Source organism: Tateyamaria armeniaca (genome assembly GCF_045797845.1).
Taxonomy (GTDB): Bacteria; Pseudomonadota; Alphaproteobacteria; order Rhodobacterales; family Rhodobacteraceae; genus Tateyamaria; species Tateyamaria armeniaca.
Genome location: NZ_JBHDIY010000002.1, coordinates 2,443,591 through 2,469,369 on the forward strand (window position 1 = coordinate 2,443,591; position 25,779 = coordinate 2,469,369).

Sequence of the window (25,779 nt, forward strand, 5' to 3'; positions counted from 1 at the left end):
GTCGCTTGGTTTTGAACGACTGTTCAGTTAAACTGAGCAGATGCCCCGCACGATTGGTTCCCACTCTGACATCACTGGCCCACGGGTGCGTGCAGCGGCGTTGAAACTTTTTGCCGAACATGGCTTTGCCGCTGTTTCGATGCGCCGGATTGCCAGCGAGGTGGGCGTGCAGGCAGGCGCGCTTTACAATTACACCCCGGACAAGCAGACCCTGCTGTTCGAGTTGATGCAAACCCATATGGAGGAGTTGCTGGCGGCTTTGCCCCAGCAGTCCGACGCGTCCGTGATGGACCGGCTGGAAGGATTTGTGCGCTTTCACATCGCGTTCCATCACGAGCGCCCCGATGCCGTGTTCATTGCCTATATGGAATTGCGCAATCTCGATCCTGCCAATTTTTCGCGCATTGAGGCGTTGCGACGGCGCTATGAGACGGCGCTTGAGGACATCCTCGGGGCGGGGTCCGATCAGGGTATTTTCGACGTTGCGGACACCAAGATCACGACGCTGGCCGTGATTGCGATGCTCACGGGTGTCACCACATGGTTCCGCCCCGGCGGGCGGCTGAGCCTGAGGGCCGTGCAGGATCAGTACTGGGACATGGTGCGCCGGATGGTTGTGCGGGCGCCGGACGGCTCTGTTTAGCGCGTGCCGGGCCAAATGCGCCCGCCCGCCGACCCGGTGGGCGGTGTGTTCGTACTGATGCAGTGAAAGCGACGGGAACCACCACAACCGTTTGGTTCTCTCATTCCCGAGGACCTGTATATACAGGTGGGCGCCAGGTAAACGGACCAGGATCCGCACAGAGCCAGCTCCCTCGGAATTGCTTAAGGCCACCGGAATGCAACCTGTCACGAGAAGGGCAGAACCCGTCTCGTCTCAGATAGGCTGCGCAAGGGGGCAGGGCAAGGGCGGCATTGATCAGACGGGCAAACGGTTTGCTTTTGTCAATGACCCGGTCAGTCGTTGCCGCACGTCAGTCCGTATTCGGCGCACCTTGCTGTCCGTTCAGATGGTCGCGCAGGCTGATCTCGAAAAAGTGTTGCCAGCCCCGCTGGCATATATCAAAGCAGGGCAGTGCGGGCGTAAGCCCCTGATGCGTCAGTGTAATCGCACAGCCTGTGTCAGTCGGCTGGATGTGCCAAAGCAGGCGCGTGCCGATCCACTCGGCCCTGTCCTCGACCGCATCGATGATCATGTGGGCATCGGTGCAGGTCCAGCCGAAGGTTTCAGCCGTGTTGGCCGCATCAAACTGAAAAGTGGCGTGGCTGTTGTTGAACCGGGTCGTAAAGCTACGCGATCTGCGTTCGATCCGGGTGGACCACCACTTTTCCAGATCATCCGCGATGTCCTGCGCCGCCCTTTCGGGCGACGCAGTTGTGTGGATTGTGGCGCTGTAGTCCATCAGTCATCGTCGTGCAGGGCGGCCCGCATCTGCATGAAATGATCGTCCCATCCCTTGTCGAGCGCGAGTGTGAGCCCGAACGCCTCGGCGCCCTGCGGCAGCCCTTCATGCTCCAGCGACAGTTGCGTGCCCCCGGACACCTCCGTAAGCGTCCATTTCACCGTACTGACTGCGTCACCCATCGGCCCGACGGTGAATGTGTATTCAAGGGTTTCGGGTTCTTTGGCCGCAATCACATTGCCCCAGATCAGCAAATCACCGCTGGTGGTGCCGAACATTTCCAGCTTCTCGCCCTCTGCCAGTGGCGTCTTTGGGGCATGAAACCACTTTGCCAGATGCTCGGGCTGGGTAAGGTAGGCCCAGACCAATTCGCGCGGGGCCTTGAGGTAAATTGTCTTGCGAAGCGTCGTGTCGGTCATTGGATGTCCTTTTCAATTGCGGTTTTCAGTGCGGCGAGGCGGTCGTCCCAGACCTGGTCGAAGATTTCGAACCATGACAGTACGGGCGCGAGGCCTTTGGGATTGATCCGGTTGACCCGTTCGCGCCCCCGGGGTTCGACCTCGATCAAGCCGCCGTCGCTCAGCACCGTGAGGTGTTTCTTGACGGCGGCGCGGGTTATTTCGAAGTGGTCGGAGACTTGCGCGATGGTCATGTCGTCACGGCTGAGCAGCCGCAGAATGTCGCGCCGTGTCGGGTCTGCAAGCGCGCGAAAGGCCCCTTGTGCATGATCGGTCATGGCTGCACCGGCACGAAATCAAAGGCACCGTCCTGATAGAGCATGGTCACACATGGCGTGGCGGACACGCAGGCAGAGACGTGTGGCAGGTTGGCGGGCACGTGGTAATAGCTGCCCGGCCCGATAATGGTCGGATTTTCCTGATCGGCCGTGGCGTGGGTCATCTGCCCTTCGATCATGACGCCGAACATGTCCGCGGATTTGACGTGCGGCGGGCTGGTCGTGCCTGCGGGCAGGCGCACCATGGCGAAATATGCCTCGCTCCACCGATCACCGGAGAGCGCGGCAAAGGCGACACCCTCCGGGGTCGTTTCCCACGACAAAGACTGAGCGGGGGACAGCGTGATATTCGGGCCGGCGAGCGCCGGGGTCGCGGCGAGCAGGAGGGCGAGAGAGATGCGTTTCATGACTGGGTTCCGTGCAATGTGACACCATTTGGTTTCATTACATTGCGATACCTTTTGGTATCATGTCAACCCGCGTAAATACCCTGATGTGTCAGATCAGGACTCACGAGTAAGCCATTACTCTGAAGCGATAAAATTGTATTTTTCTAACTCGTTTGGCAGCAGCACATAAATTTCATCCGGCGGCGTGGACAGCGCATGCTGCATCACTAGCGGGTCGATTCCCATCTCATCAAGGTAGGTCATCACCTCGCCCTGACCGCGCTGAATGTCCTCGACTGCGAAGGCGGCGGGCAGGAACGTGTTTTCGCCGAAATAGTGCTGATGCACGCCTACAGATGCGTCAGTGTCGATGTCGCGCGTCACTCCGGCGGCCAGCAGGTACGGGCAGGCGGAATAGCAGAATTCACCCGCGAGCATCTGCGTGTTGATCCCTTCGGCGCGTATGTGGCGGCCAAGGGCAAGGGCGTCGCCGACGGACCCGCCAGGCGATTGCAGGATCAGGGTTTGTGGCGCCGGATCGGCGGCGTCGATCAGATCAATCAGGCGCGCGGCGTCGCCTGCGCGAATGCCCCCTTCCAGCCGGTAGGTCCCGTCGCCTGTCGCGGTCAATACCAACCGGTCCGGCAACTCACCCGGATCGCGGGCAGGCTGGACAATCGGTCGGTCCCTGTCCGGGCGAAAGGTGCGGCGCTGATCGCCGGGGCGCACGGGTTCGGTCAGGCTGGGCGCGTTGGGGCCAAAGCTGGGCAGGCGCAGGCCCTGCATGTCGCCGATCACCAGCAATCCACCAAGGCCAAGTTGAAAGATCAGGATGCCCATCAGCACCCGCGCGACGGGGCCGCGTTGCTTGGGTGCGGGCTCTTGCGCCTCGCTCATTCGGCGGCCTGTTGAGGCAGGGGCCGGGGCTTTGCCGCTGGTGCGTCATGCTCGTGCATTGTCTTTTCCACATCGCGCATTGCGGCCATTGCGGCGCGCAGTTCGGCCAACGTCAGCGTGTCTTCGATCGCCGCCCCTTCGCGTCCGCCGCGGATCGCTGATTGCGTAATGGCGAGGATAAAGACGAGCACAGCAGGCAGCAGATCGATGGCTATGGCACCCGCCCAAGAGGGCACGAAATTGCGCGCATAGAGGATCACAGCGTCAGCCGATGAAATCGGCGTATAGGTTACGTCAGTGGTCGGTTGCAGGGCCTGCACCGCCTGGGCTGCGCGTTCGAGCGTGGTGGCGCGCTGCGCCAGCACTTCGAGCACAGAACTGATGGTGGCCGCCTGATCCGCGCGCCCTTCAGTCGTGCCCCCGTCAAGTTCGGGCAGCACCACAGAGGCCGCAAGGTCTTGCGCCGCCCGCTCCACTAGCGGTGCGACGGTAAGCTGACGCAACTGCGTGATCAGGCCCGCAAGGCGCACGGCCTGTTCGGAAAATTCTACGCTGCGCGCCTCAACAGGGCCCGGTTCGACGGTGAGAGCGCGCATACGCGACAGGATCGCGTTGCCTTCGGTGAATGCCGCTTCAACCAATGGAGTTTGGGCGCTGATCTGGCCCTCAAGCCCAGACAGTTCCGCCGATTTCTGGCGCAACACGCGAAACACCGCACCACGCCCCGCAAGGCCCGACAATGACCCGGCAGCCTCTTGTTCGGACAAATCCTCGAAGGACTGGCGCACCCGTGCTACGTCACGTTCCAGCGATTGGCCAGTCAGGGCGACTTCGTGCGCGCGCTCAAGGCTGGTCTGGTAATCCTGCACGGTCTTGGCGAGGTGCTGTTCGACAGCCGCCGATCCGGCCAAGGCGGCAGCATTCAGCCATGATGACATGGCCACAATGGCCAGCGATCCGGCCCCCATCGCCAGCATCAGCCCAATCCGCGCACGCGCCGAGCGTACCGCGGGGAACAGCCGCATCATGTAGGACCAGAAGACAAAAATCCCCACTGACACCGCGACCGAATAGGCAATGGCGGCAAAGACCGACATCGCCCCGTTTTCATCCAGCAGTGAGGACACCCCGAGATAGGTGTAGATGCCCGAGGCTGTGGCCAGCACCCCAAGGGCGGTGCCCGAAAACGTGTCGAGCCAGCCAAGATGGCCCTCAAGCTCGCGCGCGTAGCGTACACCGCGCGCCTGTTCGGCCGTTGTGCGCGTGTCGTCTGTCATAGGTGTCCCCCGGTTGGTTGGGGATAAGGTAGGCGCGTGGCCACCTGACTCCAAGGGCCTGCTGTCCCTGCTTGCTTTTGTTCAGGTTTTGTTCATATTTGTACCCATGCAAAATGCGCCTAAATCCATGTCCTTGGTGCCCGACCTGATGCCGGGTCAGGTGCTGGCGCGCGGGGTTGCGCGCCATCTGGCAAGCCTTGGCTGGGTCACGGTCGAGGAATTGGTGCCCGCACGCGGATTGCGCGTCGATGTAATGGCATTGGGTCCCAAGGGCGAGATCTGGGTGATTGAGTGCAAGTCCGGCCGCGCCGATTTCATGAGTGATTCCAAGTGGGAAGGGTATCTGGAGTGGTGTGATCGGTTTTTCTGGGCGGTGGATGCGGATTTTCCCGTCGATCTTCTGCCCGAAGACAGCGGGCTGATCATCGCAGATGCCTATGACGCCGAAATCATCCGTATGGCCCCCGAGAGCAAGCTTGCCGCCGCCCGGCGCAAAGTCATGGTGCAAAAGTTCGCCACTCATGCCGCCCGCCGCCTGCAAGGGTTTCGCGATCCCGGGGCCGGGTTCGAGTGGTAGCGGGTCAGCGGCCGCGCACGTAGCGAACCCAAAGCACCGAAGCCAGGCTGATCGCACCGCTGATGCAAAGCGCCAGCTTGGACCACCAGCCCATCGTGCCTTCGATCTGGACGGCGTGAATGATGGTTGAGCTTACGATAACGACGGCCAGCAGGGCATGTATCGCACGCCACGTCCGGGGCCGCAGATGCAGCCGCCGCCAGGTGGCCGCGAGCAGCGCAGTGATCACAATCGCCCACATGGCCGTGACGCCGTAGATCGAAAAAGGTGTGGGGGAGGCGAGCAGCAGCGCATCCAGCGCATCAGGCGGGCTGGTGATGTAAAGACCACCGATATGCAGCGCTACAAGCAACAGGAGGGTCGCCCCAAGCATCCGGTGCCATTTGCGCTGACGCGGCGGGGTGACATCGGGCAAGTGAGCGCGCGCCAGCAGCGGTTGCAGGGTCAGCACCCCAAGGGCGGCAACGCCAGCAAGGCTCGCGATGATGTAAGGCGCATTTCGGCTGGCTTGCAGCGGGCTGGCGGCGGCGATGGCCAGCGGCACCAAGATCAGCAGCGCCAGCCCCGCCCAGATCGCCGCCTTTTTCACGCGCTCGGATGTCAGGCCGGTGCGAGGACGAAGTCAGCCGCCACGCTGGTGTCCGATGCGCTTGGCATGACGGGGCGCAAAAACACCGTCTTGAAGGCTGGATCGTCATAGGCCAGATGCGCGTGCGGTTGGCCAAAGTTCGGGACAATCTGCTCCATCTCAAGGCGGTAATTGCCCTCTGCATCGGTCAGAACACTGCCGTGATTGCGCGGTTCGCGTTCACCCCCAAGGGTCGTTGCGGCCCAAATCTGGATGCGCACCTTATCAAGCGGAGCCCCATTTGTCGCACGCACTGACCCGTAGACAAAGAAACCTGTGCCCAGTTTGTCGACCAGCGGTGCATTGGGGCGGTAATTGTTGCTGCCGCCCCGCATGGTTTGTGTCGGCGCAAGCGTGGTGGCGGCATGTGCCGTGCGGATCAGGCCGGGTGCGGCGAGTGTCGCGGCGAATGCGGTGGCGCCGATCAGAAGGGAGCGGCGGGACGGGGCGGGTGTGTGCATCTGAACTCTCCTTGGGCATGAGGGCGCAAAGGTGCGCTTGTGCTTTGGATCAAGCATAACCCTTACGCCTGTCAGAACCAGCCCGCCTTACGCGGTTGTGAAGCCCGCACGCGGCTTTCTGCGCAGATGTCTGTTTTTGACAGGCGCGTCGCCTACCGTTTGAGCGACGCTGCGGCCTTGGCTGCGGCCCGGATTTCATCTGCGATTTCGTTGGCCTCGTCCGGGTCAAAGTCCATCGGGATTTCAACACCCTTGGATTCGACGAAAATGCGCACCATGCCCTGATCGGTTGGTCCGATCTGCATGTTGGCCTCGATGTCGCGTTCGCTGTTGATACCCATGTGCGCCTCCGGGTTGACGTGACGCGTCTGCCAGCGCCTGCGGGCTTGAAAGGCAAGCTGGCCGCGTCCAGAGTAGCACCCATGTCTGATGTGATCCTGCGCCCCTTTGAAGCTGGCGACACCGACTGGCTGGTCGAGCGGCATGCCACTCTTTACGCAGATGCAGAGGGGTTTGACGACACGTTCGGGCCGCTGGTGCGCAGCATCCTTGAAGCGTTCAACGCTGGTCACGATGCGCAGTGTGAAGCAGGATGGATTGCGTCTTTGGGAGAGCAGCGCCTTGGGTCGATCTTTTGTGTGCGCCTTGATGCGGATACGGCCAAGCTGCGCCTGTTCTTGCTTGTGCCCGAGGCGCGCGGGCGGGGTGTCGGGCGTCAATTGCTGGCCCAGTGCATGAACTTTGCCCGTGATGCCGGATATGCTGGGATGCAGTTGTGGACCCATGAAAGCCACCGCGCCGCATGCCACCTTTATGTCAGTGCCGGATGGACGCTGGTCGACTCGCAGCCGGTGCACTCCTTTGGTCAGGATCTGGTCGAACAGACGTGGATTTTCCGCTTTTGACGGTCTTGCAATCGGGCTTGGCGGGGGGTATTTGACCCTCAGTGCCGCCTTAGCTCAGTAGGTTAGAGCGCTTGATTGTGGATCAAGAGGTCCCTGGTTCGAGACCAGGAGGTGGTACCACCATTCTTCAGCTTCGCTGAAAATGGTGGTGGTGGGGTGAGAGTGTTTTCGCAAGAAAACGCGCGGCCCCACACCCCCGATCCTCAATGCACAGAATCCAGCCACCCACGCGGGTTCATCCCCGTCACTCAATCGCAATCGTCTGCCGCAGTGTCCCTGTCACCTGATCATAGATCAGAATCTCGTCCCCTTCCGTCACCACGGCGAACCAGTCCGAACCAACCGTAAACGCCGTGGCCGCGGCCCCGTCGGGCAGCGTGACTTGTTGCGGCAGGGGCAGGGGGGCAGGTGCTTCATTCAGGCGGATGACAAGCAGGGACACCACCGTTACAACGCCGCCAATCATGATGACGGTCAGCACCGTCACCAACCGGCGCAGGAACCGCAGGTTTGCCGGTTCAATAGGGGTCTCGATGTCGTCCAACCGCCTGTCCTTTGTCATTTCCGATGATCCGCCTATCCGCCTTGATAGGGCGATTGCGCGCGACGTGCCAGAGGGTGCGGCCCTGTCGCGCACGCGGCTCGCTCGCCTGATCGCCGAAGGGGCCGTGATGGTGGATGGCGTCACCGCACGCGATCCAAAGGCACGCGTTGTCGCGGGTGCACTGATCGACGTCACGGTCGAAGAAGCGCAGGAAAGCCACATCCTGCCCGAAGCGCTCCCGCTCGACATCGTGTTCGAGGATGCAGACCTGATTGTGGTCAACAAGCCCGCGGGCATGGTGGTGCATCCGGCACCCGGCTCGCCGTCGGGCACATTGGTCAATGCGCTGATGCATCACTGCGGCGATGATCTGTCCGGCGTGGGCGGTATGAAACGTCCCGGTATCGTGCACCGCATCGACAAGGACACTAGTGGCCTGCTGGTCGTGGCCAAGTCGGACGCCGCCCATCACGGCCTCGCTGCGCAGTTCGCCGCCCACACGGTCGAGCGGTACTACCGCGCGTTGGTATACGGTGTGCCGGATGCCAATGACCCGCGTTTGCGCGGGATCAAGGGGGCCAGCTTCGAGAAAGGCAATGTGCTGAAACTGACCACGCAACTGGCGCGCCACAAGACTGACCGACAGCGCCAAGCCGTCCTGTTTCATGGCGGACGCCACGCGGTAACGCGCGCGCGCCTCGTGGCGCGCTATGGCACGCCAGAGGTGCTGGCGCAGGTCGAATGCTGGCTGGAAACCGGGCGCACGCACCAGATCCGTGTGCACATGGCTCATGCAGGGCACGGCCTTGTGGGCGATCCGGTCTATGGCGGGCGGCGCAAACTGGCACGCGGCGCGTTGAGTGAGGCAGCGGCAGAGGCGGTCGCGACCTTCAACCGCCAAGCACTGCACGCCGCCGTTTTGGGCTTTGAACATCCGATTTCGAAAGAAAAGCTGCGGTTCGAGGCGCCATTGCCTGACGATTTTCAGGCGCTTTTGGATGTTCTGGGCTGACGCAGCGGCGCAACCTGTAACAATTCGCGTTCGAAACTGGTCGGTACACAACGAAAAATCGGGATTTCCAGCTGATATTGCAACGAACAGCACATGCGCGTGAGCGCACGGGCGCGGCACTGCCACTTTGCCGCTCGTTGTGAGAAATTACATCCAAGCGCTTTTGCCCTTGTCGGGGCGCAAGTGCGGACCCATATAGATGTTAAGCCCATAAACATACCCGAGGTATGAGGGCATTCAGGAGGGACCACATGGCCAATTACGCAAATCTGCCAGCCCCTACCCCAGAAGGTGGGTTGAACCGGTATATGCAGGAAATCCGCAAGTTTCCGCTGCTGGAGCCGGAAGAGGAATACATGCTCGCCAAGCGTTGGGTCGAGGAACAGGACACCGAGGCCGCGCACAAGATGGTCACCAGCCACCTGCGTCTGGCGGCCAAGATCGCCATGGGCTATCGCGGATACGGGCTGCCACAGGCCGAAGTGATTTCCGAAGCCAACGTGGGTCTCATGCAGGCCGTCAAGCGTTTTGACCCCGAAAAAGGGTTCCGTCTGGCCACCTATGCGATGTGGTGGATCAGGGCCTCGATCCAGGAATATATCCTGCGTTCGTGGAGCCTTGTGAAACTGGGCACGACATCGGCACAGAAAAAGCTGTTCTTCAATCTCCGCAAGGCGAAATCCAAGATCGGTGCGCTGGAAGAAGGCGATATGCGCCCTGAAAACGTCCAGCGGATCGCAACCGATCTTGGCGTGACCGAGGCTGAAGTCATTAGCATGAACCGCCGCCTGTCCGGGGGCGATGCGTCGCTGAACGCGACTGTCGGGTCCGAAGGCGAAGGGACCATGCAGTGGCAGGACTGGCTTGAGGATGAAAGCGCGGATCAGGCGGGCGATTACGAGGCGCGCGACGAATTGGAAGTGCGCCGCGAAATGCTGGCAGAAGCACTGGACGTGCTGAACGACCGCGAGAAAGACATCCTGACCCAGCGCCGTTTGGCCGAACAGGTCATCACGCTCGAAGACCTGTCCGAGCAATACGGTGTCAGCCGCGAACGCATCCGCCAGATCGAGGTGCGCGCCTTTGAGAAGCTGCAAAAGAAGATGCGCGAGATTGCCAAGGCCAAGGGGCTGATGGCGACGGCCTGACCGACACACGAGTGAATTAATGAGGGCCTTGCCGAAACGGCAGAGCCCTTTTTCTTTGGGATAAGTGGATCAGCACGACACATCTGCAACGGACCAGGGGCCATATGCCCGGGCTTGCCCTGCGCCGTCTCCGGAGTATGGTAGCGCTCTCAGAACATCAGGAGGGTGTCATGGCAGACGCACTGCGTTGGGGCATACTTGGGGCCGCGAATTTTGCCCGCAACCACATGGCACCGGCGATACACGCCGCAAAGGGCGCAAAACTGGCCGCCCTTGCCACATCTGATCCCGCAAAAGCGGATGATTTCATGGCATTCTGCCCCGACCTGAAAGTGCACGACAGCTACGAGGCGTTGCTGGCAGATGCGGACATCGATGCCATTTACATCCCGCTGCCCAATCACCTGCATGTGGAATGGTCGCTCAAGGCGCTTGAGGCTGGCAAGCATGTGCTATGCGAAAAACCCATGGCGATGGCGGCGGGCGAATACGAGGCGCTGATTGCGGCGCGCGATGCGTCGGGGTGCTTTGCCACCGAAGCCTACATGATCGTGCATCACCCTCAATGGCAACGCGCCCGGGCGCTTTATCGTGAGGGGGCCATCGGGCAATTGATCCATGTTGAGGGTCTGTTTTGCTATGACAACAGCGCGGACCCCGCCAATGTCCGCAACAAACCCGAAACCGGGGGCGGGGGTATCCCTGACATCGGCGTCTACACCTACGGTGCCACGCGTTGGCTGAGCGGGGAAGAGCACGTCGAAATCACCCATGCCGACGTGGATTTTGAAAACGGTGTGGACGTGCTGGCCCGCGTTTCGGCCCGGTTCCCGTCCTTTTCGGCCCACTGGGTCAATTCAATGCGGTTGCATCCGTTTCAGCAGATGACCTTTGTGGGCAGCGCCGGGGTGATCAAGATGACGGCCCCGTTCAACGCCGGCGTTTTCGGCACCGCGCGGGTCGAGCTGCAAAGAAACGATGCAAGCCCGCCGGTGATCACCGAGGAACGGTTTCCGGGCGTGAACCAGTATACGCTGCAGGTCGAGGCATTCTGCGCCCACGTTCGCGATGGGGCGGAGTATCCTTGGCAGTTGGAAGATGCGCGTGGCACGCAGGCGTTGATTGATGCGGTGTTTGCCCGTGCCCATATGGGTTGAAAGCAGGGTCCAAGGCAGCGAAGGAGCGATCATGGCAGGTGGATGGGCCAAGGACGGTGCGGTGTCCGAACAGATCGAGGCGTCGATTTCGGATGAGCTGGCGCGGATGAAAGCCCGGCGCGCGCCGGTTGGGGAGAGCCTGACCCACTGCGCCGAATGTGAGGAGCCGATCCCCGAGGCGCGCCGATTGGCGGTGCCGGGGGTGAAGCTGTGCGTGGACTGCGTGGCCGAAAGGGACGGCGAGTTTCAGCGCCGGGGTGGCATCAACCGGCGGGGGTCGAAGGACAGCCAGTTGAAATGAAGCACCAAAGTGTCCCACGCTGGGACAGAGTCGCGCACAAGCAATTTCAATAGCTTACAGCGGCACTTTCATCCTTTCTTAACTTTTGCGGCCAAATGGAGAGAGACACATGTTCATCGATCTGGGATCAGCACGCCTCTTTTTTGACGTGGTCGGCACCAGCCTTGAGGTGACGGAAAGCTGCATGGAGCCGCGGCCCACGCTGCTCGTTCTGCATGGGGGCCGGGCTATGATCACTCGACATTGCGGCCCTATTTCGATCGTTTCGCGGACACGCATCAGGTTATCTATCTCGATCACCGCGGATGCGGGCGGTCGAGCGGCGAGATCGACACTTGGACGCTGGATCAATGGGCTGACGATATCGCGACGTTCTGCGCGGCATTGGGCATCGAAAAGCCGGTCGTGTTCGGCCAGTCCTTTGGCGGCATGGTCGCGATGCACTATGGCGCGCGCCATCCCGAGGGGCCGTCGCGGCTTGTCTTTTCGTCCACGGCGGCGCAGTTCGAACTGGACGCGGCCGTCGACATGATGCGCCACCTTGGTGGGGATACGGCGGCCGAGGCATCGCGCGCCTTTTTCTCGGCCCCTTCGCTTGAGCGTTACAAGGTCTACGGCGAAGTCTGTTTGCCATTCTACACGCAATCCTACGATCCGGACGCGCCCACATTCCGGGGCGCGCAATCGAGCGGCCCGAAGTGGCGGTGCATTTCTTTACCAACGAGATGATGGACATGGATCTGCGCCCTTCGCTGTCGCGGATCGCCTGCCCGGTGCTGGTGATGGGCGGCGCGCTTGACCCTGTGACGCCGCCGGTCTGTTCGCACGACATCGCCAGTGCCGTCGGGGAAAACGCGCAGTTGGAGATGTTCGAAGGGTGCGGGCACGGGGCACACCGGGACGATCCTGACGGGGCAGAGCGTGTGATGCGGGCGTTCATGGGGCGTGTCGGGTAAAACGGCGATTGCGTCTGCTGTGCGGGTCGCCGCCATTTGCACGCACCGGAGGGCGCGCTGTTGCGCATCGCGTCCTATCGCGCAGGGCCGCATTCAAACCGCCCGTCTCCACATCCCCCCACTGCGTTCCTAGATGCCGAATTGTTCAGCGCGCGATTGCCGTATCTCTTGCTTTACTTCGATCAACCGCGCCGCAAGCTCTTCGAAATCCGAGCCCAGGGGCGATGCACGCCGCCAGTGCAACACGATCTCGTGCACAGCCAACGGGTGATCGATGCGCCGAACGACAAATTCCGGATCGCGCACCGCCTCGGCCAGAGCGTAAAGCGAGGGCAGAACGGCAATGCCCGCGCCCATCACCGCCATTTGCCGCACGGCATCCAGACTGCCGCCCTGATAATCGCGACTGACATATGCACCAGCCTCGGCGGCAAGGCGTTCGACCACATCGGCAAGGGTGAATTCAGGGCTCAACGCCAAAAGCGGGCGTCCTTTCAGATCCGATGCTGATACCGGTGACGTGCTGCGCGACAAGGGATCGTCACTTGCCGCACAAATCCACAAAGTCTCGGCAAAGAGCGGGATGCTTTTGAACTCGGGCGCGTTGTCTGGCGTGCCGATCACCGCATCCACCTTGCCGGCGCGCAAATGTTCCAGCAATTGCACGGTCGCGCCCTCTTGCACGACAAGACGCAGATCGGGATACAAAGCGTGCAGCCTGCGGTTTGCAATGGGCATGAAGTAGGCACCGATGGACTGAAGCACGCCGATGGACAGCCTGTCGCCGAACAGCCCCACGGAACCCTGCGCAACGGCGCGAAATTCGCGGACGTCCTGCAGAATGATCCGCGCCTTGTCCAGCAGCAGCCGGCCCAAGGGGGTCAGTGTCACCCGGCGCGATGTACGCTCGAACAGGGGCGCGCCAAGCTCATCCTCCATGATGGCAAGTTGCTTGGACAGGCTGGGCTGACTGACCGCAAGCGCATTGGCCGCTGCGCCGAACGCGTTGTGATCTGCGACGGCGACAAAGTATTGCAGTTGGCGAAGTGTCGGACGCATGAGGTTCTTTCCAATCAATGCCCTCAGGCTATCAAAAATCACATTTTTAACAATTGGAATTATGAATGCTGCGTCGCTATCTCCTTTCCCACAACAGACACGCAACCAACCGTTCAGGAGATATTCATGAAAAAGACACCTATGATTGCCGCCGCCCTTGTTCTTGCAGGTGCCAGCACCGCCGTCCACGCTGGCACAACCAGCGCATCCGAGGGCCTGACCTTGCCCGAAGTGTCCGAGTTCAAGCGCGCCTGGGGCGAGGGCATCGTCAACATCGGTGAAATCCACACAAGTGGCGGTGATTACCGGCAGGCCGCTGAGGATCATATCCTGCATTTCTATGCCTATGGCGAACGTCCGGTGCTGTTCAAACCGACGCTGGCCAGCGAAGATCAGTTCCGCGGCACGTTTGACGAGGCCCTGTCTTACTTTGTCGGTGGTGATCTGGCCGAGGACGGCGGTTTTGCCATTGCGCCCTACACGAACGTGCGCTGGGAAAGCGAGGGCACGGTGATCAGCGGTGACACGGCGATGTCGATGGGGAATTATTACTTTATGCAGACGGATGGCAACGAGGTGAAAGTCGAATACACGTTTGGAATCGAAAAACTCGACAGCGGCGAGATCAAGTTCGTCCTGCACCACTCATCACTACCGTTCACGCCCGGCTGATGCGCAAGCCACACGGAACACTAAGGCTCCGGCGGTTGCTGGGGCCTTTTTTCGTACGGGTGCGGCCATGTGGTGCGGGGCATGCGGGTGGTTCTTTGAGCGGATGCCGCGGCGTATTTCCCGCCTGTTGTTTTTGGTTTTGTGCGTTCCGGGGCCAAATTGCCTGCCACACCGACGCGCATATGCGCTGAAAACAGAAGAATTCCACTACCTGAAATAGAAAGACGCGTAATTGCTGTGAATTACGCCGCTCGGCCCTTCAATTCCGGGAATGCCATCTATTTAATGAGCGGCGTGAGATTGCGCGAGCGTTTCATGTGTTTTTTACGGGGAAGGGAAAGTACGTGATTAAATTCAAGACAATTCTGGCGGCTGCTGTGGTATCCATCGTTGGGGTGGGCGCAGTTCAGGCGGCCCCTGTCAACGGGACGGGCGATCTGCAAGGTGGCGTTGTGTTCGGCAGCGGAAACGCCAACGGGTCATTTACCGGCGTCAACGCATTCGGGGTCGAACTGGGTCTGCGCGGCAAGCTGCGCTTTGATCTGAATGGCGATCCGCAAAACCAGTTCAACTATGACGGTGATCGGACCTATACGTTTGATCCGGCTCTCAGCAATGCACCGGGCAACCGCGCGATCTGGAACTTCGAGTTTTCGCTTGATGTGTCCCAAACGCCATCGGGGACTTTCGCAACCAGCGGGTGGGATTTTCTGATCGGGATCGATACGGATCCGAGCGCGGGTGTGAACTTGGCATTTGGCGGTCCGTTTGATCCGCTTTTGTACAGTGACAACGCGGGTGGTCCTTCGGTTGCGCAGAATTCGCAGAACATCGGCTTTGCTGCGTATGGTGCGGCCGATCCGCAGGCCTTTGGCACCTATACGATCAGCCTGTTCGGAACGAACGGCACTGAGCAACTGAGCACGAGCATCGATATCGTGGTTGCCCCGGCCCCTGTGCCGCTGCCCGCGTCGGCCTTGCTGCTGCTGGGTGGTGTTGGCGCAATGGGTGCCTTTGCGCGCCGTCGTCGCAAGACGGCCTGATCCGCCGTCACATTTGAAAACGAAAAAGGCGACCCATGCGCGGGTCGCCTTTTTTGGGTCTTGGGCATGTGGCGGGGGCTTAGCCCTCCATCGCCTCCAGCTCGTCAATGAAGCCCGAAATCATCGCCAGCCCTTTGTCCCAGAATTTGGGATCAGAGGCGTCCAGCCCGAACGGGGCCAGCAGTTCCTTGTGGTGCTTGGACCCACCTGCTTTGAGCATGTCGAAGTACTTTTCTTCAAAGCCGTCGGCTCCGTCCTCATAGACCGAATAAAGCGCGTTCACGAGCCCGTCGCCGAACGCATAGGCATAGACGTAGAACGGCGAGTGCACGAAGTGGGGGATGTAAGCCCAGAAGGTTTCGTAGCCGTCCATGAATTCGAAGGCAGGCCCGAGGGATTCGGCCTGTACTGACATCCAGAGGGCGTTGATATCGTCTGGCGTCAACTCTCCGCCGCGCCGTGCGTCGTGCAGTTTGCATTCAAAGTCATAGAACGCGATCTGGCGCACGACAGTGTTGATCATATCCTCGACCTTGCCCGCCAGCATCACCTTGCGCTGGGCGTCATCCTTGGCCCCGTCCAGCATTTTGCGGAAAGTGAGCATTTCGCCAAAGACCGAGGCCGTTTCGGCAAGCGTCAGCGGGGTGGAGGACAGCATTTCGCCCTGACCTGCCGCCAGCACCTGATGCACACCGTGGCCAAGTTCGTGCGCCAGCGTCATCACATCGCGCGGTTTGCCCAAATAGTTCAGCATCACGTAAGGGTGCACGTCCGTGACTGTTGGATGGGCAAAGGCACCCGGCGCTTTGCCCGGTTTCACGCCCGCATCGATCCAGCCCTTTTTGAAGAAGGGTTGCGCCAGTTCACCCATGCGCGGATCAAAGGCGGTGTAGGCGTCCATCACCGTCTTTTCCGCCTCGTCCCAGCCTACGATGCGCGGGTCTTCCATGGGCAGGGGCGCGTTGCGGTCCCAAACCTGCATGACGTCCAGACCCAGCCATTTGCGTTTCAGCTCGTAATAGCGGTGGCTGAGTTTCGGATAGGCGGCGACAACCGCATTGCGCAGCGCCTCGACCACCTCGGGTTCGACCTGATTGGACAGGTGCCGCCCGGTCTGGGCAGTGGGCATACCGCGCCAGCGGTCCATGATCTCTTTTTCCTTGGCTTGCGTGTTGTGCACGCGGGCAAAGGTCTTGATATTGCCGGAAAACACCTCGGCCAACTCGCGCGCCGCCGTTTCGCGTTTCTTGCGGTCGGGGTCAGTGAGGAAGTTCAGCGTACCTTCGATGTTGAGCGGTTCGCCGTCGATATCGAAGGTGAGACCCGCAATCGTTTCGTCAAACAGCCGTTCCCATGCATCCCCGACCACGCCGAGGTCGTGCAGGAATTTCTCCATCTCGTCAGAAAGTTGATAGGGCTTCATCGCGCGGATGCGGTCGAAGATCGGCTTGTAGCGGGCAAGGTCCGCATTCTGGTCCAGAAGGCCGGCGAGGTGATCATCCTCAAGCCGGTTGAGTTCGAGCGTGAAAAAGACCAGCGGCGTGGTGAAGTTCGTCACCTTTTCCTGCACGTCGGACATGAATTTGGCCCGGTCCGCATCGGTGGTCAGTTGGTAATACCGCAGCCCCGCATAAGACATGATGCGCCCTGCGATCTGGTTGATCCGTTCCTGGCGCTGGATGCATTCGAGCAATCCGGCAGCATCGAGATCGGCCAGTTTGCCTTCGTAGTCGGCGGCAAAGCTGTTGCAGGCGGATTCGAGCCAGTCGAGGTCGCGTTTCAGTTCCGGTGCGTCCTGACCGGTGTAGAGGTCGTCGAGGTTCCATTCGGGCAGGTCGCCCAGTGAGTCATCCCCGCTGGATGCATTGATGTCGCGGACGGGGAAGGGCAGGTTGAACATTGAAGACCTCATTGATGTGACGCGCCATAGGTATGGCTGTAACGGGGTGGGGGCAAGAGTGTCGCGACGGTTGCGGCGCGGCGGTGCGGTTGGTCAGGCGAAGATCAGGACAGGAACAGCCGGTCGGGGTTGTCGCAGAGGATTTTCTGCCGTTCCTCTGCGCTGGTGATTGCGCTGAAACTGTCGGCCAATGTGCTGGCATGGGGCATCGGCACACCGTTCAGCATGAGGTAGGGCCAGTCCGACCCCCAGAGGCAATGATCGACATTTGCCTTGATCAGGCGGTGGATCAGGGGGTTGCAGCACTCCAGTCCGCGCAGAACCGATAGGGGGCGGAGAGTTTGACATAGACGTGCCCCTCGCTCAGCAAAGCGCAGAGCGTGTCGATGGCGGGGGTGTCCACCGCCATGTCCGTGGGCCAGCCGCAGTGGTCGATCACGACGGGAACGGGCAGGGCGCGGATGTCGTCGGCGATCTGTTCGATATGTTTGTCGGCGTGGATCAGGATCTGGATGTGCATCCCCTGATCGGCAAGCATCGGTGCCATCGCACGCGCGCCATCCCAAGACAGCAGCCCGCCATGCACATAGTTGAGGCGCACTGCGACGATGCCCGCCTGCGCAAACGCTTTGATGTCCTTCGGACCCGCCCCGTCCGGCAGCAGGCCGACCCCCTTGAAGCCGTCGCCCATAGCGCGGACGGCGTCCAGCGTGACGGTGTTGTCACCCCCGTAAAGGATCGTGTGCACGATCAGGCCCTTGCTGCATCCGAGCGCTGCCAGATGGGCGCGGTACATCGCCAGCCAGTCATCGAAATCATAACCCGGGGCCGGGTTCTGCACCCGCGTGGGCGATAGGCTGTGCTGTGGTCCGCCCAGCAGATGCACATGGGCGTCCCATGCACCGTCGGGAAAGGCGATTGTCGGCGATGCCGGGGCAAAGGGCGGCTCTGAGTTATCCATAGGTGTCCAGCATTTCATTGAGGTCATCGAGGCTGTTGGCCTCGTGGATCGGTTTATCATGGCGCCAGCGCGACATGCGGGGAAAGCGCAGGGCGACGCCGGATTTGTGGCGGGGCGAGGCCTGAATGCCCTCGAACGCGATTTCGAACACGTGTTCCGGCGTGACGCTGCGCACTGGGCCGAACCGTTCCTTGGTGTTCTTTTTCACCCATGCCGTGATCTTGCGGAATTCATCATCGGTGAGGCCGGAATAGGCCTTGGTGAAGGGGATCAGTTCGTTCCCTTTCCAGACGGCGAACGTGAAGTCGGTGAACAGGTTGGCGCGCCGTCCGTGCCCGGATTGGGCGTAGATCATGACGGCGTCGATGGTCAACGGGTCGAGCTTCCATTTCCACCAGTCGCCTTTTTTGCGGCCCGTCCGGTAGGGGCTGTCCAGACGCTTGAGCATCAGCCCTTCGGCCGAGGCGTCGCGGGCTGATGCGCGGATGTCGGCGAGGGTTATCCAACTGTCAAAGGTCACGCTGGGGGAGAGTTTGACGGGCGCGTCGTCGGGCAGATTTTGGCAGAGATCAGAGAGGGTTGCGCGCCGATCTGCAAGCGGTTCCTGCCGAATGTCGACGCCCTGCCATTCCAGCAGATCATAGGCGTAAAGGATCACCGGCGCGTCGCTCAGCAGCTTTTTCGGGACTGTCTTGCGCCCGATCCGCTTTTGCAATGCGTTGAAGGATTGCGGCCCGTCCGTGCCCCAGACCAGCAATTCGCCGTCCAGCACAGTGCCATCGGGAATGAAATCGCGGGCGCGGGCAAACTCGGGGAAACGGTCTGTCATCAACTCTTCGCCGCGCGACCAGACAAAGTGCGCGCCGTCCCGCACGATCAACTGGCCGCGGATGCCGTCCCACTTCCACTCTGCCTGCCAATCCTTTGGTTTACCTAGGTTTTCGACCTCGTCATCGAGACCGTAGGCCAGATAGAACGGATAGGGGCGCGAGGCGTTGGCCGACGGATCATCGGCCTCGATCAGCGCGTCCCACGTGGTTGTGGCGGGGTCCCAGTCGCCCATCAGGCGGTGCGCCATCTCTGCCTCGTCCCGCCCGGTGGCGCGGGCCAGTGCGCGTGTCATCAGCTTTTGGCTGATCCCGATGCGAAACCCGCCTGTCAGCAGTTTGTTGAAGAGAAAGCGTTGGGTGGTGTCAAGGCTGTCCCAGGCTTGCAGAACGACGGCCTTGCGCGCGTCCTCGTCCATGTCAGAAAGTCCGCGCAATACGTTGATCCAGTGAGATAACCCGTGATCTGAATCCGAAGAGGGTGGTGGCAGGACCAGCGCAATGGTTTCGGCCAGATCGCCGACGATGGGATAGGCCTCTTCGAACAGCCAAAGGGGGATGCCTGCGACTTCAGCCCCCCATTCGCGCAGGCGCGTGGTGGTCACTGCGCGTTTGGGGCGACGGCCCGAGAAGATGGCGATGGTCCAGATGCGGTCGGTGTCGGGCGCGGTTGCGAAGTAGTCGGCAAGAGCGGCGACCTTGACGGTGGTTTTGGTCGACTGGTCGATGGCGTTGAACAGGGCGGCAAAGGATTTCATGCGGCGTCCTCGGCCTCGTCCCCGCCAAATTCGGTGGGCACGACCTGCGCGTTCCAGCCCTGTTCGTTGAGATAGCGCGCAAAAATGTCGGTGTACCCGTGTGTGACATAGATGTTTTCGGCACCCGTGCGCGTGATCGCATCGATCAGCCCGGTCCAGTCTGCGTGATCCGAGATCACAAAGCCCCGATCCCCGGAGCGCCGGCGCCTTATGCCGCGCAGCGCCATCCAGCCGCTTGCAAACGCCGTTTCGCGCGCACCGAACTTGCGCGCCCAGGCCGAATCGAGCGCGGAAGGCGGCGCGAGGACAAGCGCGCCGGGATGATCTTTGGGGGTGAGGTCGGGGCCCGCCTGTACGGTGTCGGGCAGCGCGATGCCTTGCGTGCGCATCACGGCGTTTGTGTTTTCAATCGCCGTGTGCGTAAGGATCGGGCCGATCTGCGGATCAAGCAGGGTCAGCAATCGCTGCGCCTTGCCCAAGGCATAGCAGCCCAGAAAGGCGGTCTTGCCTGCCGCCGCACAGGACGCCCACCACGCATTGATCTGGGCGGCCACATCGCGCTGCTTCTGCCAGCGAAAGACGGGCAGGCCAAATGTGCTTTCGGTGATGAAATGATGGCACGGAACCGGTTCGAACGGGGTCGACAGCCCGTCATCGACCACCTTGTAGTCACCTGATGCGACCCAAACTTCGCCCGCAACTTCGACCCGGATCTGGGCAGAGCCGGGCACGTGCCCCGCGGGATGAAACGACACGCGCGCGCCGCCGATCTGGCGCACCTCGCCATAACCCACTGTTTCAATGGGAAAATCACCCAAGCGATGCCGCATGACCGGGGCGGCGAGGTCGCTCGCCAGATAGGCACCCATGCCGCTGCGCGCGTGATCGGCGTGCCCATGGGTGATCAATGCCCGCTCCACGGGCCGCCATGGGTCGATGTAAAAGTCGCCTGCGGGGCAGTAGATGCCGGAGGGTGTGAAGGTCAGCGCGCTCATGAGCGCAAACCTAGCATGGGATCGCGTTTGTGCCAGCCTCAGGCGGCCTGGGCAAACCGGTCTGCGATCGTGTCGAAGATGCTGCTCCGGGTCTCGATGCCTTCCATGAGCACCTCGTGCTCGCCGCCCTCGATCACGTGCAATTCGCCGTTGTCCCAGCCGCGCATCCGCGCCTCGATCCGGCCCAGATGGACGATGCGTTCGTTTGTGCCGACAAAGGTGTCGGCCTGCACCTCTGGTGCGGGTTTGCGCGCAAGTGTCAGCATTTCGGCCATCGCCTCGCGCAGCCATACGAAACTGGGCCCGCCCAGTTCAAGTTCGGGATGGGCCTGCAATTGCAGCTGCATCATCTCGTACATCTCGTAATCCGAGGTGAGCATGTTGTCGTCAAAAGGGGCGGTCAGCACATAGGATTCGACGTTTCGACCGGGGGGCAGGCGGTGCCCGTGGCCGATGGCAGGCATGACCTGCCCCAACGCCCACGCCACCGGGCGCAAGTGCGGTGCAATCTGGATGCCCCACATCGGGCCGGTGAAGGCGGCGGCCGCGACGTCCAGCCCCTCGTAAAGCGAGCGCAGGCCAATGCAGCCCCCCATGGAATGCCCAAGCAGGTAAAACGGTTTGGGCAGCTTGAGGTGGTCAGCGGCGGCAACCATCGCATCCACGTCTTTCTGGTAGTCCGCGAACAGGCCCACATGGCCCACGCGGTTGTCATCCAGCAGCCGGTCCGCCAGACCCTGCCCGCGCCAGTCGATCACGAAGGTCGCATAGCCACGCCGCGCCAGATCGCCTGCCGCCGGCGCGTATTTTTCCACATATTCGGTGCGCCCGGGAAACAGCAACACTGTGCCCTTTGCCCCGTCAGGGACAAAGGCGCCCAGCCGGATGCGCACGCCATCTGCGGCATGGGTCCAATAGGCGGCCCCTTCCAGCGGTGCGGGGCTCACATCGGTGAAGAGGGGGGCCACCGTCAGTGTCATCAGGCCAGCGCAGACGCCAGCGACATCGCCATGCCCATATCGCCGTCAACCTTCAGCTTGCCGGTCATGAAGGCGGAGGTGGGGTTGGTGTCACCCGACAGGATGGCCTTGAACGTCTCGGCATCTGCGGACAGGGTCACATCGGCAGGCTCATCGCCCGCGCGCGCACCCGCGCTGTCCATCATCACAGCACCTTCGCCTTCGATGTCAAACTTTGCTGTGCCTGAAAAATTGGCACCTGCCAGCTTTTCATTCAGTACAACGACGGCTTCGTTCACGGTGTCACTCATCTTTGATGCCCTTTTTGGCTGCGACCGCCCACACGTCTCTGGAATTCGCTGTGCGGCCTGTTACATTCACAGTTATGGGCACACATATGCGTAAACTCTACCCTGTCGTCACGGCACTTTTACTGACAGTAGGGAATTCCTTACCTGGCCATGCGCAATCTTCTCTTGACGAGATGCTTGGGGACCTGCGTGACGCCGAGGCCGCAGAGGCCATTCGCCTCAGCCGCGAGATCGAGCGGGAGTGGGCGAAATCGGGCTCAACTTCGCTGGATATGCTGCTGCGCCGGGGTCGTGAGGCCCTGGAAGAAGAGCAGATCGACATCGCCATCGAACACCTGACGGCCCTGACCGATCATGCGCCGGACTTTGCCGAAGGCTGGCATGCCCGCGCCACCGCCTTTTACATGAAAGGCCTTTATGGCCCGGCGCTGGACGATTTGCAGCGTGCCCTGATCCTGAACCCGGACCATTACAACGCGATCTTTGGCCTCGGCGTGATGTTGCAGGAGTTTGGCGATTATTCTCTGGCGCAGGACGCCTTTTCTCAGGTTCTCGACTTGCATCCCAACCATGAAAACGCCAGCAAGGCGCTTGAGCAGCTCAAAACCAGAGGCATTGGCCGCGAGCTTTAACAAGTAGCACCGAGCCAATCGGGGGGATGGCCCATGTCGGGCGACGCGCGGGTGGTGGCGGTACTTGGCCCCACCAACACAGGCAAGACCACATATGCAATTGACCGGATGCTGGGCCACCGCACAGGTGTGATCGGCCTGCCGCTGCGACTGCTCGCGCGCGAGGTTTACGACCGCATCGTCGCCCTGCGTGGCCCGTCCGTGGTGGCCCTTGTCACGGGCGAGGAACGCATTGTGCCGCCCCGCACGCAATACTGGGTCTGCACGGTCGAGGCGATGCCCGAGGGCATGGGCGTCGATTTTCTGGCTGTGGACGAAATCCAGCTCTGTGCGGACCCTGAACGGGGGCACGTGTTCACCGACCGTCTGCTGCGCGCCCGTGGCTTGCACGAAACCCTGTTTCTGGGGGCCGATACGATGCGCGGGCCCATTGGTGCGCTGGTGCCGGGTGTGCAGTACATGCGCCGCGAGCGGATGTCGCAACTGGTCTATTCGGGCCAGAAGAAGGTCAGCCGGATGCGCCCGCGCAGTGCCATCGTCGGATTTTCGGTCGACAACGTCTATGCCATCGCCGAACTGATCCGCCGTCAAAAGGGCGGGGCGGCAGTGGTCATGGGGGCCTTGTCCCCACGCACCCGCAACGCGCAGGTCGACATGTACCAGAATGGCGAGGTCGATTTTCTGGTGGCGACGGACGCCATCGGCATGGGGCTGAACCTTGATATCGATCACGTTGCCTTTTCCTCGCTGAGCAAATTTGACGGGCGGCGGATGCGCCCGCTGGCGCCCAATGAGTTGGCCCAGATCGCGGGACGCGCGGGGCGGGGGCAAAAGGACGGTACATTTGGCGTCACCGGCGACGTGCGCCCGCTGGACGACGGTGTGGCGCAGGCGATCATGGATCACCGATTTACCCCGCTGTCCAAACTGCAATGGCGCAATCATGCGCTGCAATTCGGCACCATCGACGCGCTTGTTCGCAGTCTTGAGGCCCCACCCGATCACGAGGTTCTGGTGCGCGCGCGCGAGGCGGACGATGTCATGGCGCTGAAATCGCTGGCCGAAAGTGCCGAGGTGACGGCGCGCTGCACGGACGGGCGATCAGTCAAATTGCTGTGGGATGTCTGCCGGGTGCCCGATTTTCGTGGTATCAGCCATCAGGAACATTCCGGCCTTCTGGACGTTATCTTTCGCTATCTGCACGAACGTGGCTCCATCCCCAATGACTGGATGGCGCGACAGATCAAGCGGATCGACCGCAGCGATGGCGACATCGACGCGATCAGCAAACGACTGGCGTTTATCCGCACATGGACCTATGTCGCACAGCGCAAAGGGTGGGTGGACGATATAGACCATTGGCGGGGCGAGACCCGCCATGTAGAAGACCGCTTGTCAGATGCTCTTCATGAAAAGCTGACACAAAGATTTGTAGACCGGCGCACCTCGGTTCTGTTGCGCCGGCTTGGCCAGAAGGAGGCCATGGTGGCCGAAGTAAACGATTCCGGAGAAGTAAGCGTCGAGGGCGAGTTCGTCGGCAAGTTGGATGGATTCAGGTTCTCTCAGGACAAGGGTGCCGGTGCTGCCGAGGCCAAGACGATCAAGTCTGCCGCCTTGCAGGCGCTGGCCCCCCATTTCCATCTGCGCGCTGACCGCTTTTACAACGCGCCCGATACGGAGATCGACTTTACCGAGCAGGGCGGCCTCATGTGGGGTTCTGCCGCGGTGGGCAAACTGGTTGCGGGATCCGATCCCCTGAAACCGCAGGTCGAGGTGTTTGTGGACGATGTGGCAGGCCCCGAGGTCGCGCAGAAAGTGCAGCGCCGCGCGCAGCATTTCATCGACCGCAAGGTGGCGGCCCTGTTTGAGCCGCTCTTGAACATGCAAAAGGATGAGGCGCTGACCGGTCTGGCCAAGGGCTTTGCATTCCGTCTGATCGAGGCGCTGGGCGTGTTGCCCCGTTCGGCTGTGGCCGACGAGGTCAAGGCACTGGATCAGGACGCGCGCGGCGCGCTGCGCAAGCACGGCATCCGCTTTGGCCAGTTCACCATTTTCATGCCTTTGCTGCTGAAACCCGCGCCCACGCGGTTGCGTCTGGTGTTGTGGTCACTGTCGAAAGGTCTGGGCGAATTCCCCGAATCCCCGCCCCCGGTCTGGTCACGATTCCGGCCATGACGGACGGCGCCGAAGGGGCCGATACGATGGCGGGCTATCGCAACGCGGGCGAACGGGCGATCCGCATCGACATGCTGGAACGTCTGGCCGACATGCTGCGCGCCGAGGATCTCGCGTGGCGGGTTCGAGGCCAAGGCCGACATGTTGTCTATCACCGGCATGACGCTGGAACAGTTTGCCGGTCTGATGACCGGCCTTGGCTACAAGGCTGAAAAGGGCGAGCGGGAGAAGGTGAAACCGGTCACGGATGTCGTCACCGAAGAGCCAAAGACCGACACGCCCGTCATGGACGCAAACGCACCGGCAGATGTGCCGGACGGGGTGGCCGATATCCCCGACGAGGGCCAGGCGCCCATCATTGCCGAGGCCGCCGAAACACCCGAAGTTGCGGCAGAAATCCCGGCTGTGTCAGAGACCGAGGTTGAAACAGGCGTTGCAGCCGATGCAGAGATCGCCGCGCCTGAAATCGAAGTTTTCTACACCTTCACATGGGGCCGTGCACCGGCCGCCAACCGGGGTCGCCCGGCGCAGGGCGGCAAGCCGCGTGGCAAAGGGGGCAAGCCCAAGGGCAAGGGCAAAGGCCCGCGCAAGGACGGCGATGGCGGAAAGGGGCAGAACTTTTCCGCACGGCCCCCGCGCCGGGAAAAGCAGATCGATCCCGACAATCCGTTTGCCGCAGCCCTCATGGGGCTGAAGGACAACAAGTAATTGGCGGATGCGCCGGACAAGCTGCGGCTGGACAAATGGCTGTGGTTTGCGCGTTTCTTCAAGACCCGGTCGTTGTCAGCCGCCCGCGTGGCGGCAGGCGACGTGCGGGTCAACGGCGCGCGGGTCACCAAACCCGCAACGACCGTTGCCAGCGGGGATGTTCTGACCTTTGCCATTGGCGATCACGTGCGCATCATCGAGATTGTTGCCATCGGCACCCGGCGCGGCCCGGCCCCCGAGGCGCAGGCGCTTTACAATGACATGTCCCCCGAACCTGCGCCGCGCGAAACACCCGTTTCGCAAAATCCGCGTTTCGAGGGAAAAGGGCGGCCGACCAAGCGCGACAGACGGCAGGGTGATCTTTCGCGTGCCCGCCATCTTGAATGAT

General features: G+C 61.5%; 31 protein-coding genes, 1 tRNA gene, 1 other RNA gene and 1 pseudogene. 15 read left to right on the forward strand and 19 right to left on the reverse strand.

The genetic code is table 11. The annotated features are described in order from the left end of the window. Positions 1–40: 40 nt before the first annotated feature. Positions 41–643, forward strand: coding sequence for a TetR/AcrR family transcriptional regulator (locus ACERZ8_RS12340; protein ID WP_407592481.1), 603 nt, complete (start codon positions 41–43; stop codon positions 641–643). A 71-nt stretch (positions 644–714) separates the two neighbouring features. Here ACERZ8_RS12340 and ssrS read toward each other — a convergent pair. The 7 genes from ssrS to ACERZ8_RS12370 all read right to left on the reverse strand — a co-directional run bounded on the left by ssrS (position 715) and on the right by ACERZ8_RS12370 (position 4,702). Further along, positions 715–870: non-coding RNA, 6S RNA (gene ssrS / locus ACERZ8_RS21725), on the reverse strand. A 104-nt stretch (positions 871–974) separates the two neighbouring features. Beyond that, complete coding sequence (locus ACERZ8_RS12345) at positions 975–1,403, reverse strand: SRPBCC family protein (protein WP_407592482.1); 429 nt, start codon at positions 1,401–1,403, stop codon at positions 975–977. Further along, positions 1,403–1,822, reverse strand: a complete 420-nt coding sequence (locus tag ACERZ8_RS12350) for an SRPBCC family protein (RefSeq protein ID WP_407592483.1) — start codon at positions 1,820–1,822, stop codon at positions 1,403–1,405. The genes ACERZ8_RS12345 and ACERZ8_RS12350 overlap by 1 nt, the downstream gene beginning before the upstream one ends. Then, positions 1,819–2,139 carry an ArsR/SmtB family transcription factor gene (locus ACERZ8_RS12355; RefSeq protein WP_407592484.1) on the reverse strand — a complete coding sequence of 107 codons (321 nt, stop codon included), beginning with the start codon at positions 2,137–2,139 and terminating at the stop codon, positions 1,819–1,821. Before ACERZ8_RS12355 ends, ACERZ8_RS12350 begins: the two co-directional genes overlap by 4 nt. Then, positions 2,136–2,546, reverse strand: a complete 411-nt coding sequence (locus tag ACERZ8_RS12360; protein WP_407592485.1) for a cupin domain-containing protein — start codon at positions 2,544–2,546, stop codon at positions 2,136–2,138. Before ACERZ8_RS12360 ends, ACERZ8_RS12355 begins: the two co-directional genes overlap by 4 nt. Positions 2,547–2,663: 117 nt before the next feature. Continuing rightward, positions 2,664–3,425 (reverse strand): COG3904 family protein, encoded by a 762-nt coding sequence (locus ACERZ8_RS12365; RefSeq protein WP_407592486.1) that lies wholly within the window; start codon positions 3,423–3,425, stop codon positions 2,664–2,666. Beyond that, positions 3,422–4,702, reverse strand: a complete 1,281-nt coding sequence (locus tag ACERZ8_RS12370; protein ID WP_407592487.1) for a hypothetical protein — start codon at positions 4,700–4,702, stop codon at positions 3,422–3,424. Before ACERZ8_RS12370 ends, ACERZ8_RS12365 begins: the two co-directional genes overlap by 4 nt. 106 nt (positions 4,703–4,808) lie before the next feature. Here ACERZ8_RS12370 and ACERZ8_RS12375 point away from each other — a divergent pair, with 106 nt between their 5' ends. Further along, positions 4,809–5,279: an MmcB family DNA repair protein gene (locus ACERZ8_RS12375; RefSeq protein ID WP_407592488.1), complete on the forward strand. Its 471-nt coding sequence runs from the start codon at positions 4,809–4,811 to the stop codon at positions 5,277–5,279. Positions 5,280–5,283: 4 nt separating this feature from the next. Here ACERZ8_RS12375 and ACERZ8_RS12380 read toward each other — a convergent pair whose 3' ends face one another. From ACERZ8_RS12380 to ACERZ8_RS12390, 3 genes are all read right to left on the reverse strand, one after another. Then, positions 5,284–5,868 (reverse strand): ferric reductase-like transmembrane domain-containing protein, encoded by a 585-nt coding sequence (locus ACERZ8_RS12380; RefSeq protein ID WP_407592489.1) that lies wholly within the window; start codon positions 5,866–5,868, stop codon positions 5,284–5,286. 11 nt (positions 5,869–5,879) lie between these two features. After that, on the reverse strand, positions 5,880–6,368 hold the full coding sequence (locus ACERZ8_RS12385) for a peptidase associated/transthyretin-like domain-containing protein (protein WP_407592490.1): 489 nt from the start codon (positions 6,366–6,368) through the stop codon (positions 5,880–5,882). Between the two features lie 152 nt (positions 6,369–6,520). Further along, positions 6,521–6,709: a DUF6324 family protein gene (locus ACERZ8_RS12390; RefSeq protein ID WP_407592491.1), complete on the reverse strand. Its 189-nt coding sequence runs from the start codon at positions 6,707–6,709 to the stop codon at positions 6,521–6,523. Between the two features lie 81 nt (positions 6,710–6,790). Here ACERZ8_RS12390 and ACERZ8_RS12395 point away from each other — a divergent pair, with 81 nt between their 5' ends. Further along, on the forward strand, positions 6,791–7,273 hold the full coding sequence (locus tag ACERZ8_RS12395; protein WP_407592492.1) for a GNAT family N-acetyltransferase: 483 nt from the start codon (positions 6,791–6,793) through the stop codon (positions 7,271–7,273). A gap of 43 nt (positions 7,274–7,316) precedes the next feature. Next, positions 7,317–7,393: transfer RNA gene (locus tag ACERZ8_RS12400), tRNA-His, on the forward strand. 124 nt (positions 7,394–7,517) lie between these two features. On the opposite strand, the gene ACERZ8_RS12405 is transcribed toward ACERZ8_RS12400, so the two are convergent. Beyond that, the gene (locus ACERZ8_RS12405; protein WP_407592493.1) at positions 7,518–7,835 is read right to left on the reverse strand and encodes a DUF6476 family protein; all 318 of its coding nucleotides are present in this window, start codon (positions 7,833–7,835) and stop codon (positions 7,518–7,520) included. On the opposite strand from ACERZ8_RS12405, the gene ACERZ8_RS12410 reads away from it, so the two are divergent. From ACERZ8_RS12410 to ACERZ8_RS12435, 6 genes are all read left to right on the forward strand, one after another. Continuing rightward, on the forward strand, positions 7,807–8,829 hold the full coding sequence (locus ACERZ8_RS12410) for an RluA family pseudouridine synthase (protein WP_407592494.1): 1,023 nt from the start codon (positions 7,807–7,809) through the stop codon (positions 8,827–8,829). The genes ACERZ8_RS12405 and ACERZ8_RS12410 overlap by 29 nt on opposite strands. A 251-nt stretch (positions 8,830–9,080) precedes the next feature. After that, a complete protein-coding gene (gene rpoH, locus ACERZ8_RS12415) occupies positions 9,081–9,977 on the forward strand; it encodes an RNA polymerase sigma factor RpoH (RefSeq protein WP_407592495.1) in 897 nt (298 codons plus the stop codon). A gap of 170 nt (positions 9,978–10,147) precedes the next feature. Continuing rightward, positions 10,148–11,134 carry a Gfo/Idh/MocA family protein gene (locus ACERZ8_RS12420; RefSeq protein ID WP_407592496.1) on the forward strand — a complete coding sequence of 329 codons (987 nt, stop codon included), beginning with the start codon at positions 10,148–10,150 and terminating at the stop codon, positions 11,132–11,134. Positions 11,135–11,165: 31 nt separating this feature from the next. Next, positions 11,166–11,435: a DksA/TraR family C4-type zinc finger protein gene (locus tag ACERZ8_RS12425; protein WP_407592497.1), complete on the forward strand. Its 270-nt coding sequence runs from the start codon at positions 11,166–11,168 to the stop codon at positions 11,433–11,435. 180 nt (positions 11,436–11,615) lie between these two features. Next, the gene (locus ACERZ8_RS12430; RefSeq protein ID WP_407594261.1) at positions 11,616–12,164 is read left to right on the forward strand and encodes an alpha/beta fold hydrolase; all 549 of its coding nucleotides are present in this window, start codon (positions 11,616–11,618) and stop codon (positions 12,162–12,164) included. A 5-nt stretch (positions 12,165–12,169) separates the two neighbouring features. Beyond that, positions 12,170–12,391: an alpha/beta fold hydrolase gene (locus tag ACERZ8_RS12435; protein ID WP_407592498.1), complete on the forward strand. Its 222-nt coding sequence runs from the start codon at positions 12,170–12,172 to the stop codon at positions 12,389–12,391. Between the two features lie 129 nt (positions 12,392–12,520). Here ACERZ8_RS12435 and ACERZ8_RS12440 read toward each other — a convergent pair whose 3' ends face one another. Beyond that, positions 12,521–13,450, reverse strand: a complete 930-nt coding sequence (locus tag ACERZ8_RS12440; protein WP_407592499.1) for a LysR substrate-binding domain-containing protein — start codon at positions 13,448–13,450, stop codon at positions 12,521–12,523. Positions 13,451–13,576: 126 nt separating this feature from the next. Here ACERZ8_RS12440 and ACERZ8_RS12445 point away from each other — a divergent pair, with 126 nt between their 5' ends. Both ACERZ8_RS12445 and ACERZ8_RS12450 read left to right on the forward strand, forming a co-directional pair. After that, the gene (locus ACERZ8_RS12445) at positions 13,577–14,122 is read left to right on the forward strand and encodes a phosphoribosyl-AMP cyclohydrolase (protein ID WP_407592500.1); all 546 of its coding nucleotides are present in this window, start codon (positions 13,577–13,579) and stop codon (positions 14,120–14,122) included. Between the two features lie 344 nt (positions 14,123–14,466). After that, positions 14,467–15,165, forward strand: a complete 699-nt coding sequence (locus ACERZ8_RS12450; RefSeq protein WP_407592501.1) for a VPLPA-CTERM sorting domain-containing protein — start codon at positions 14,467–14,469, stop codon at positions 15,163–15,165. 79 nt (positions 15,166–15,244) lie between these two features. Here the strand turns inward: ACERZ8_RS12450 and ACERZ8_RS12455 are convergent, their stop codons facing one another. The 7 genes from ACERZ8_RS12455 to ACERZ8_RS12485 all read right to left on the reverse strand — a co-directional run bounded on the left by ACERZ8_RS12455 (position 15,245) and on the right by ACERZ8_RS12485 (position 21,876). Continuing rightward, the gene (locus ACERZ8_RS12455; RefSeq protein WP_407592502.1) at positions 15,245–17,065 is read right to left on the reverse strand and encodes a M3 family oligoendopeptidase; all 1,821 of its coding nucleotides are present in this window, start codon (positions 17,063–17,065) and stop codon (positions 15,245–15,247) included. A gap of 104 nt (positions 17,066–17,169) precedes the next feature. Beyond that, on the reverse strand, positions 17,170–17,292 hold the full coding sequence (locus ACERZ8_RS12460) for a hypothetical protein (protein ID WP_407592503.1): 123 nt from the start codon (positions 17,290–17,292) through the stop codon (positions 17,170–17,172). A 62-nt stretch (positions 17,293–17,354) separates the two neighbouring features. Continuing rightward, complete coding sequence (locus ACERZ8_RS12465; RefSeq protein ID WP_407592504.1) at positions 17,355–18,026, reverse strand: amidohydrolase family protein; 672 nt, start codon at positions 18,024–18,026, stop codon at positions 17,355–17,357. Further along, entirely contained in the window at positions 18,019–19,611 is a 1,593-nt protein-coding gene (locus tag ACERZ8_RS12470) for an ATP-dependent DNA ligase (RefSeq protein WP_407592505.1), read from the reverse strand. Before ACERZ8_RS12470 ends, ACERZ8_RS12465 begins: the two co-directional genes overlap by 8 nt. After that, on the reverse strand, positions 19,608–20,606 hold the full coding sequence (locus ACERZ8_RS12475; RefSeq protein WP_407592506.1) for a ligase-associated DNA damage response exonuclease: 999 nt from the start codon (positions 20,604–20,606) through the stop codon (positions 19,608–19,610). Before ACERZ8_RS12475 ends, ACERZ8_RS12470 begins: the two co-directional genes overlap by 4 nt. Before the next feature lie 38 nt (positions 20,607–20,644). Next, positions 20,645–21,586, reverse strand: coding sequence for an alpha/beta fold hydrolase (locus ACERZ8_RS12480; protein ID WP_407592507.1), 942 nt, complete (start codon positions 21,584–21,586; stop codon positions 20,645–20,647). After that, positions 21,586–21,876, reverse strand: a complete 291-nt coding sequence (locus ACERZ8_RS12485) for an SCP2 sterol-binding domain-containing protein (RefSeq protein ID WP_407592508.1) — start codon at positions 21,874–21,876, stop codon at positions 21,586–21,588. Before ACERZ8_RS12485 ends, ACERZ8_RS12480 begins: the two co-directional genes overlap by 1 nt. 173 nt (positions 21,877–22,049) lie before the next feature. On the opposite strand from ACERZ8_RS12485, the gene ACERZ8_RS12490 reads away from it, so the two are divergent. The 3 genes and pseudogenes from ACERZ8_RS12490 to ACERZ8_RS12500 all read left to right on the forward strand — a co-directional run bounded on the left by ACERZ8_RS12490 (position 22,050) and on the right by ACERZ8_RS12500 (position 25,778). Continuing rightward, a complete protein-coding gene (locus ACERZ8_RS12490; protein ID WP_407592509.1) occupies positions 22,050–22,508 on the forward strand; it encodes a tetratricopeptide repeat protein in 459 nt (152 codons plus the stop codon). A gap of 33 nt (positions 22,509–22,541) precedes the next feature. Beyond that, positions 22,542–25,391, forward strand: a pseudogene (locus tag ACERZ8_RS12495) (helicase-related protein). Further along, positions 25,392–25,778 (forward strand): RNA-binding S4 domain-containing protein, encoded by a 387-nt coding sequence (locus ACERZ8_RS12500; protein WP_407592510.1) that lies wholly within the window; start codon positions 25,392–25,394, stop codon positions 25,776–25,778. Position 25,779 lies beyond the last annotated feature (1 nt).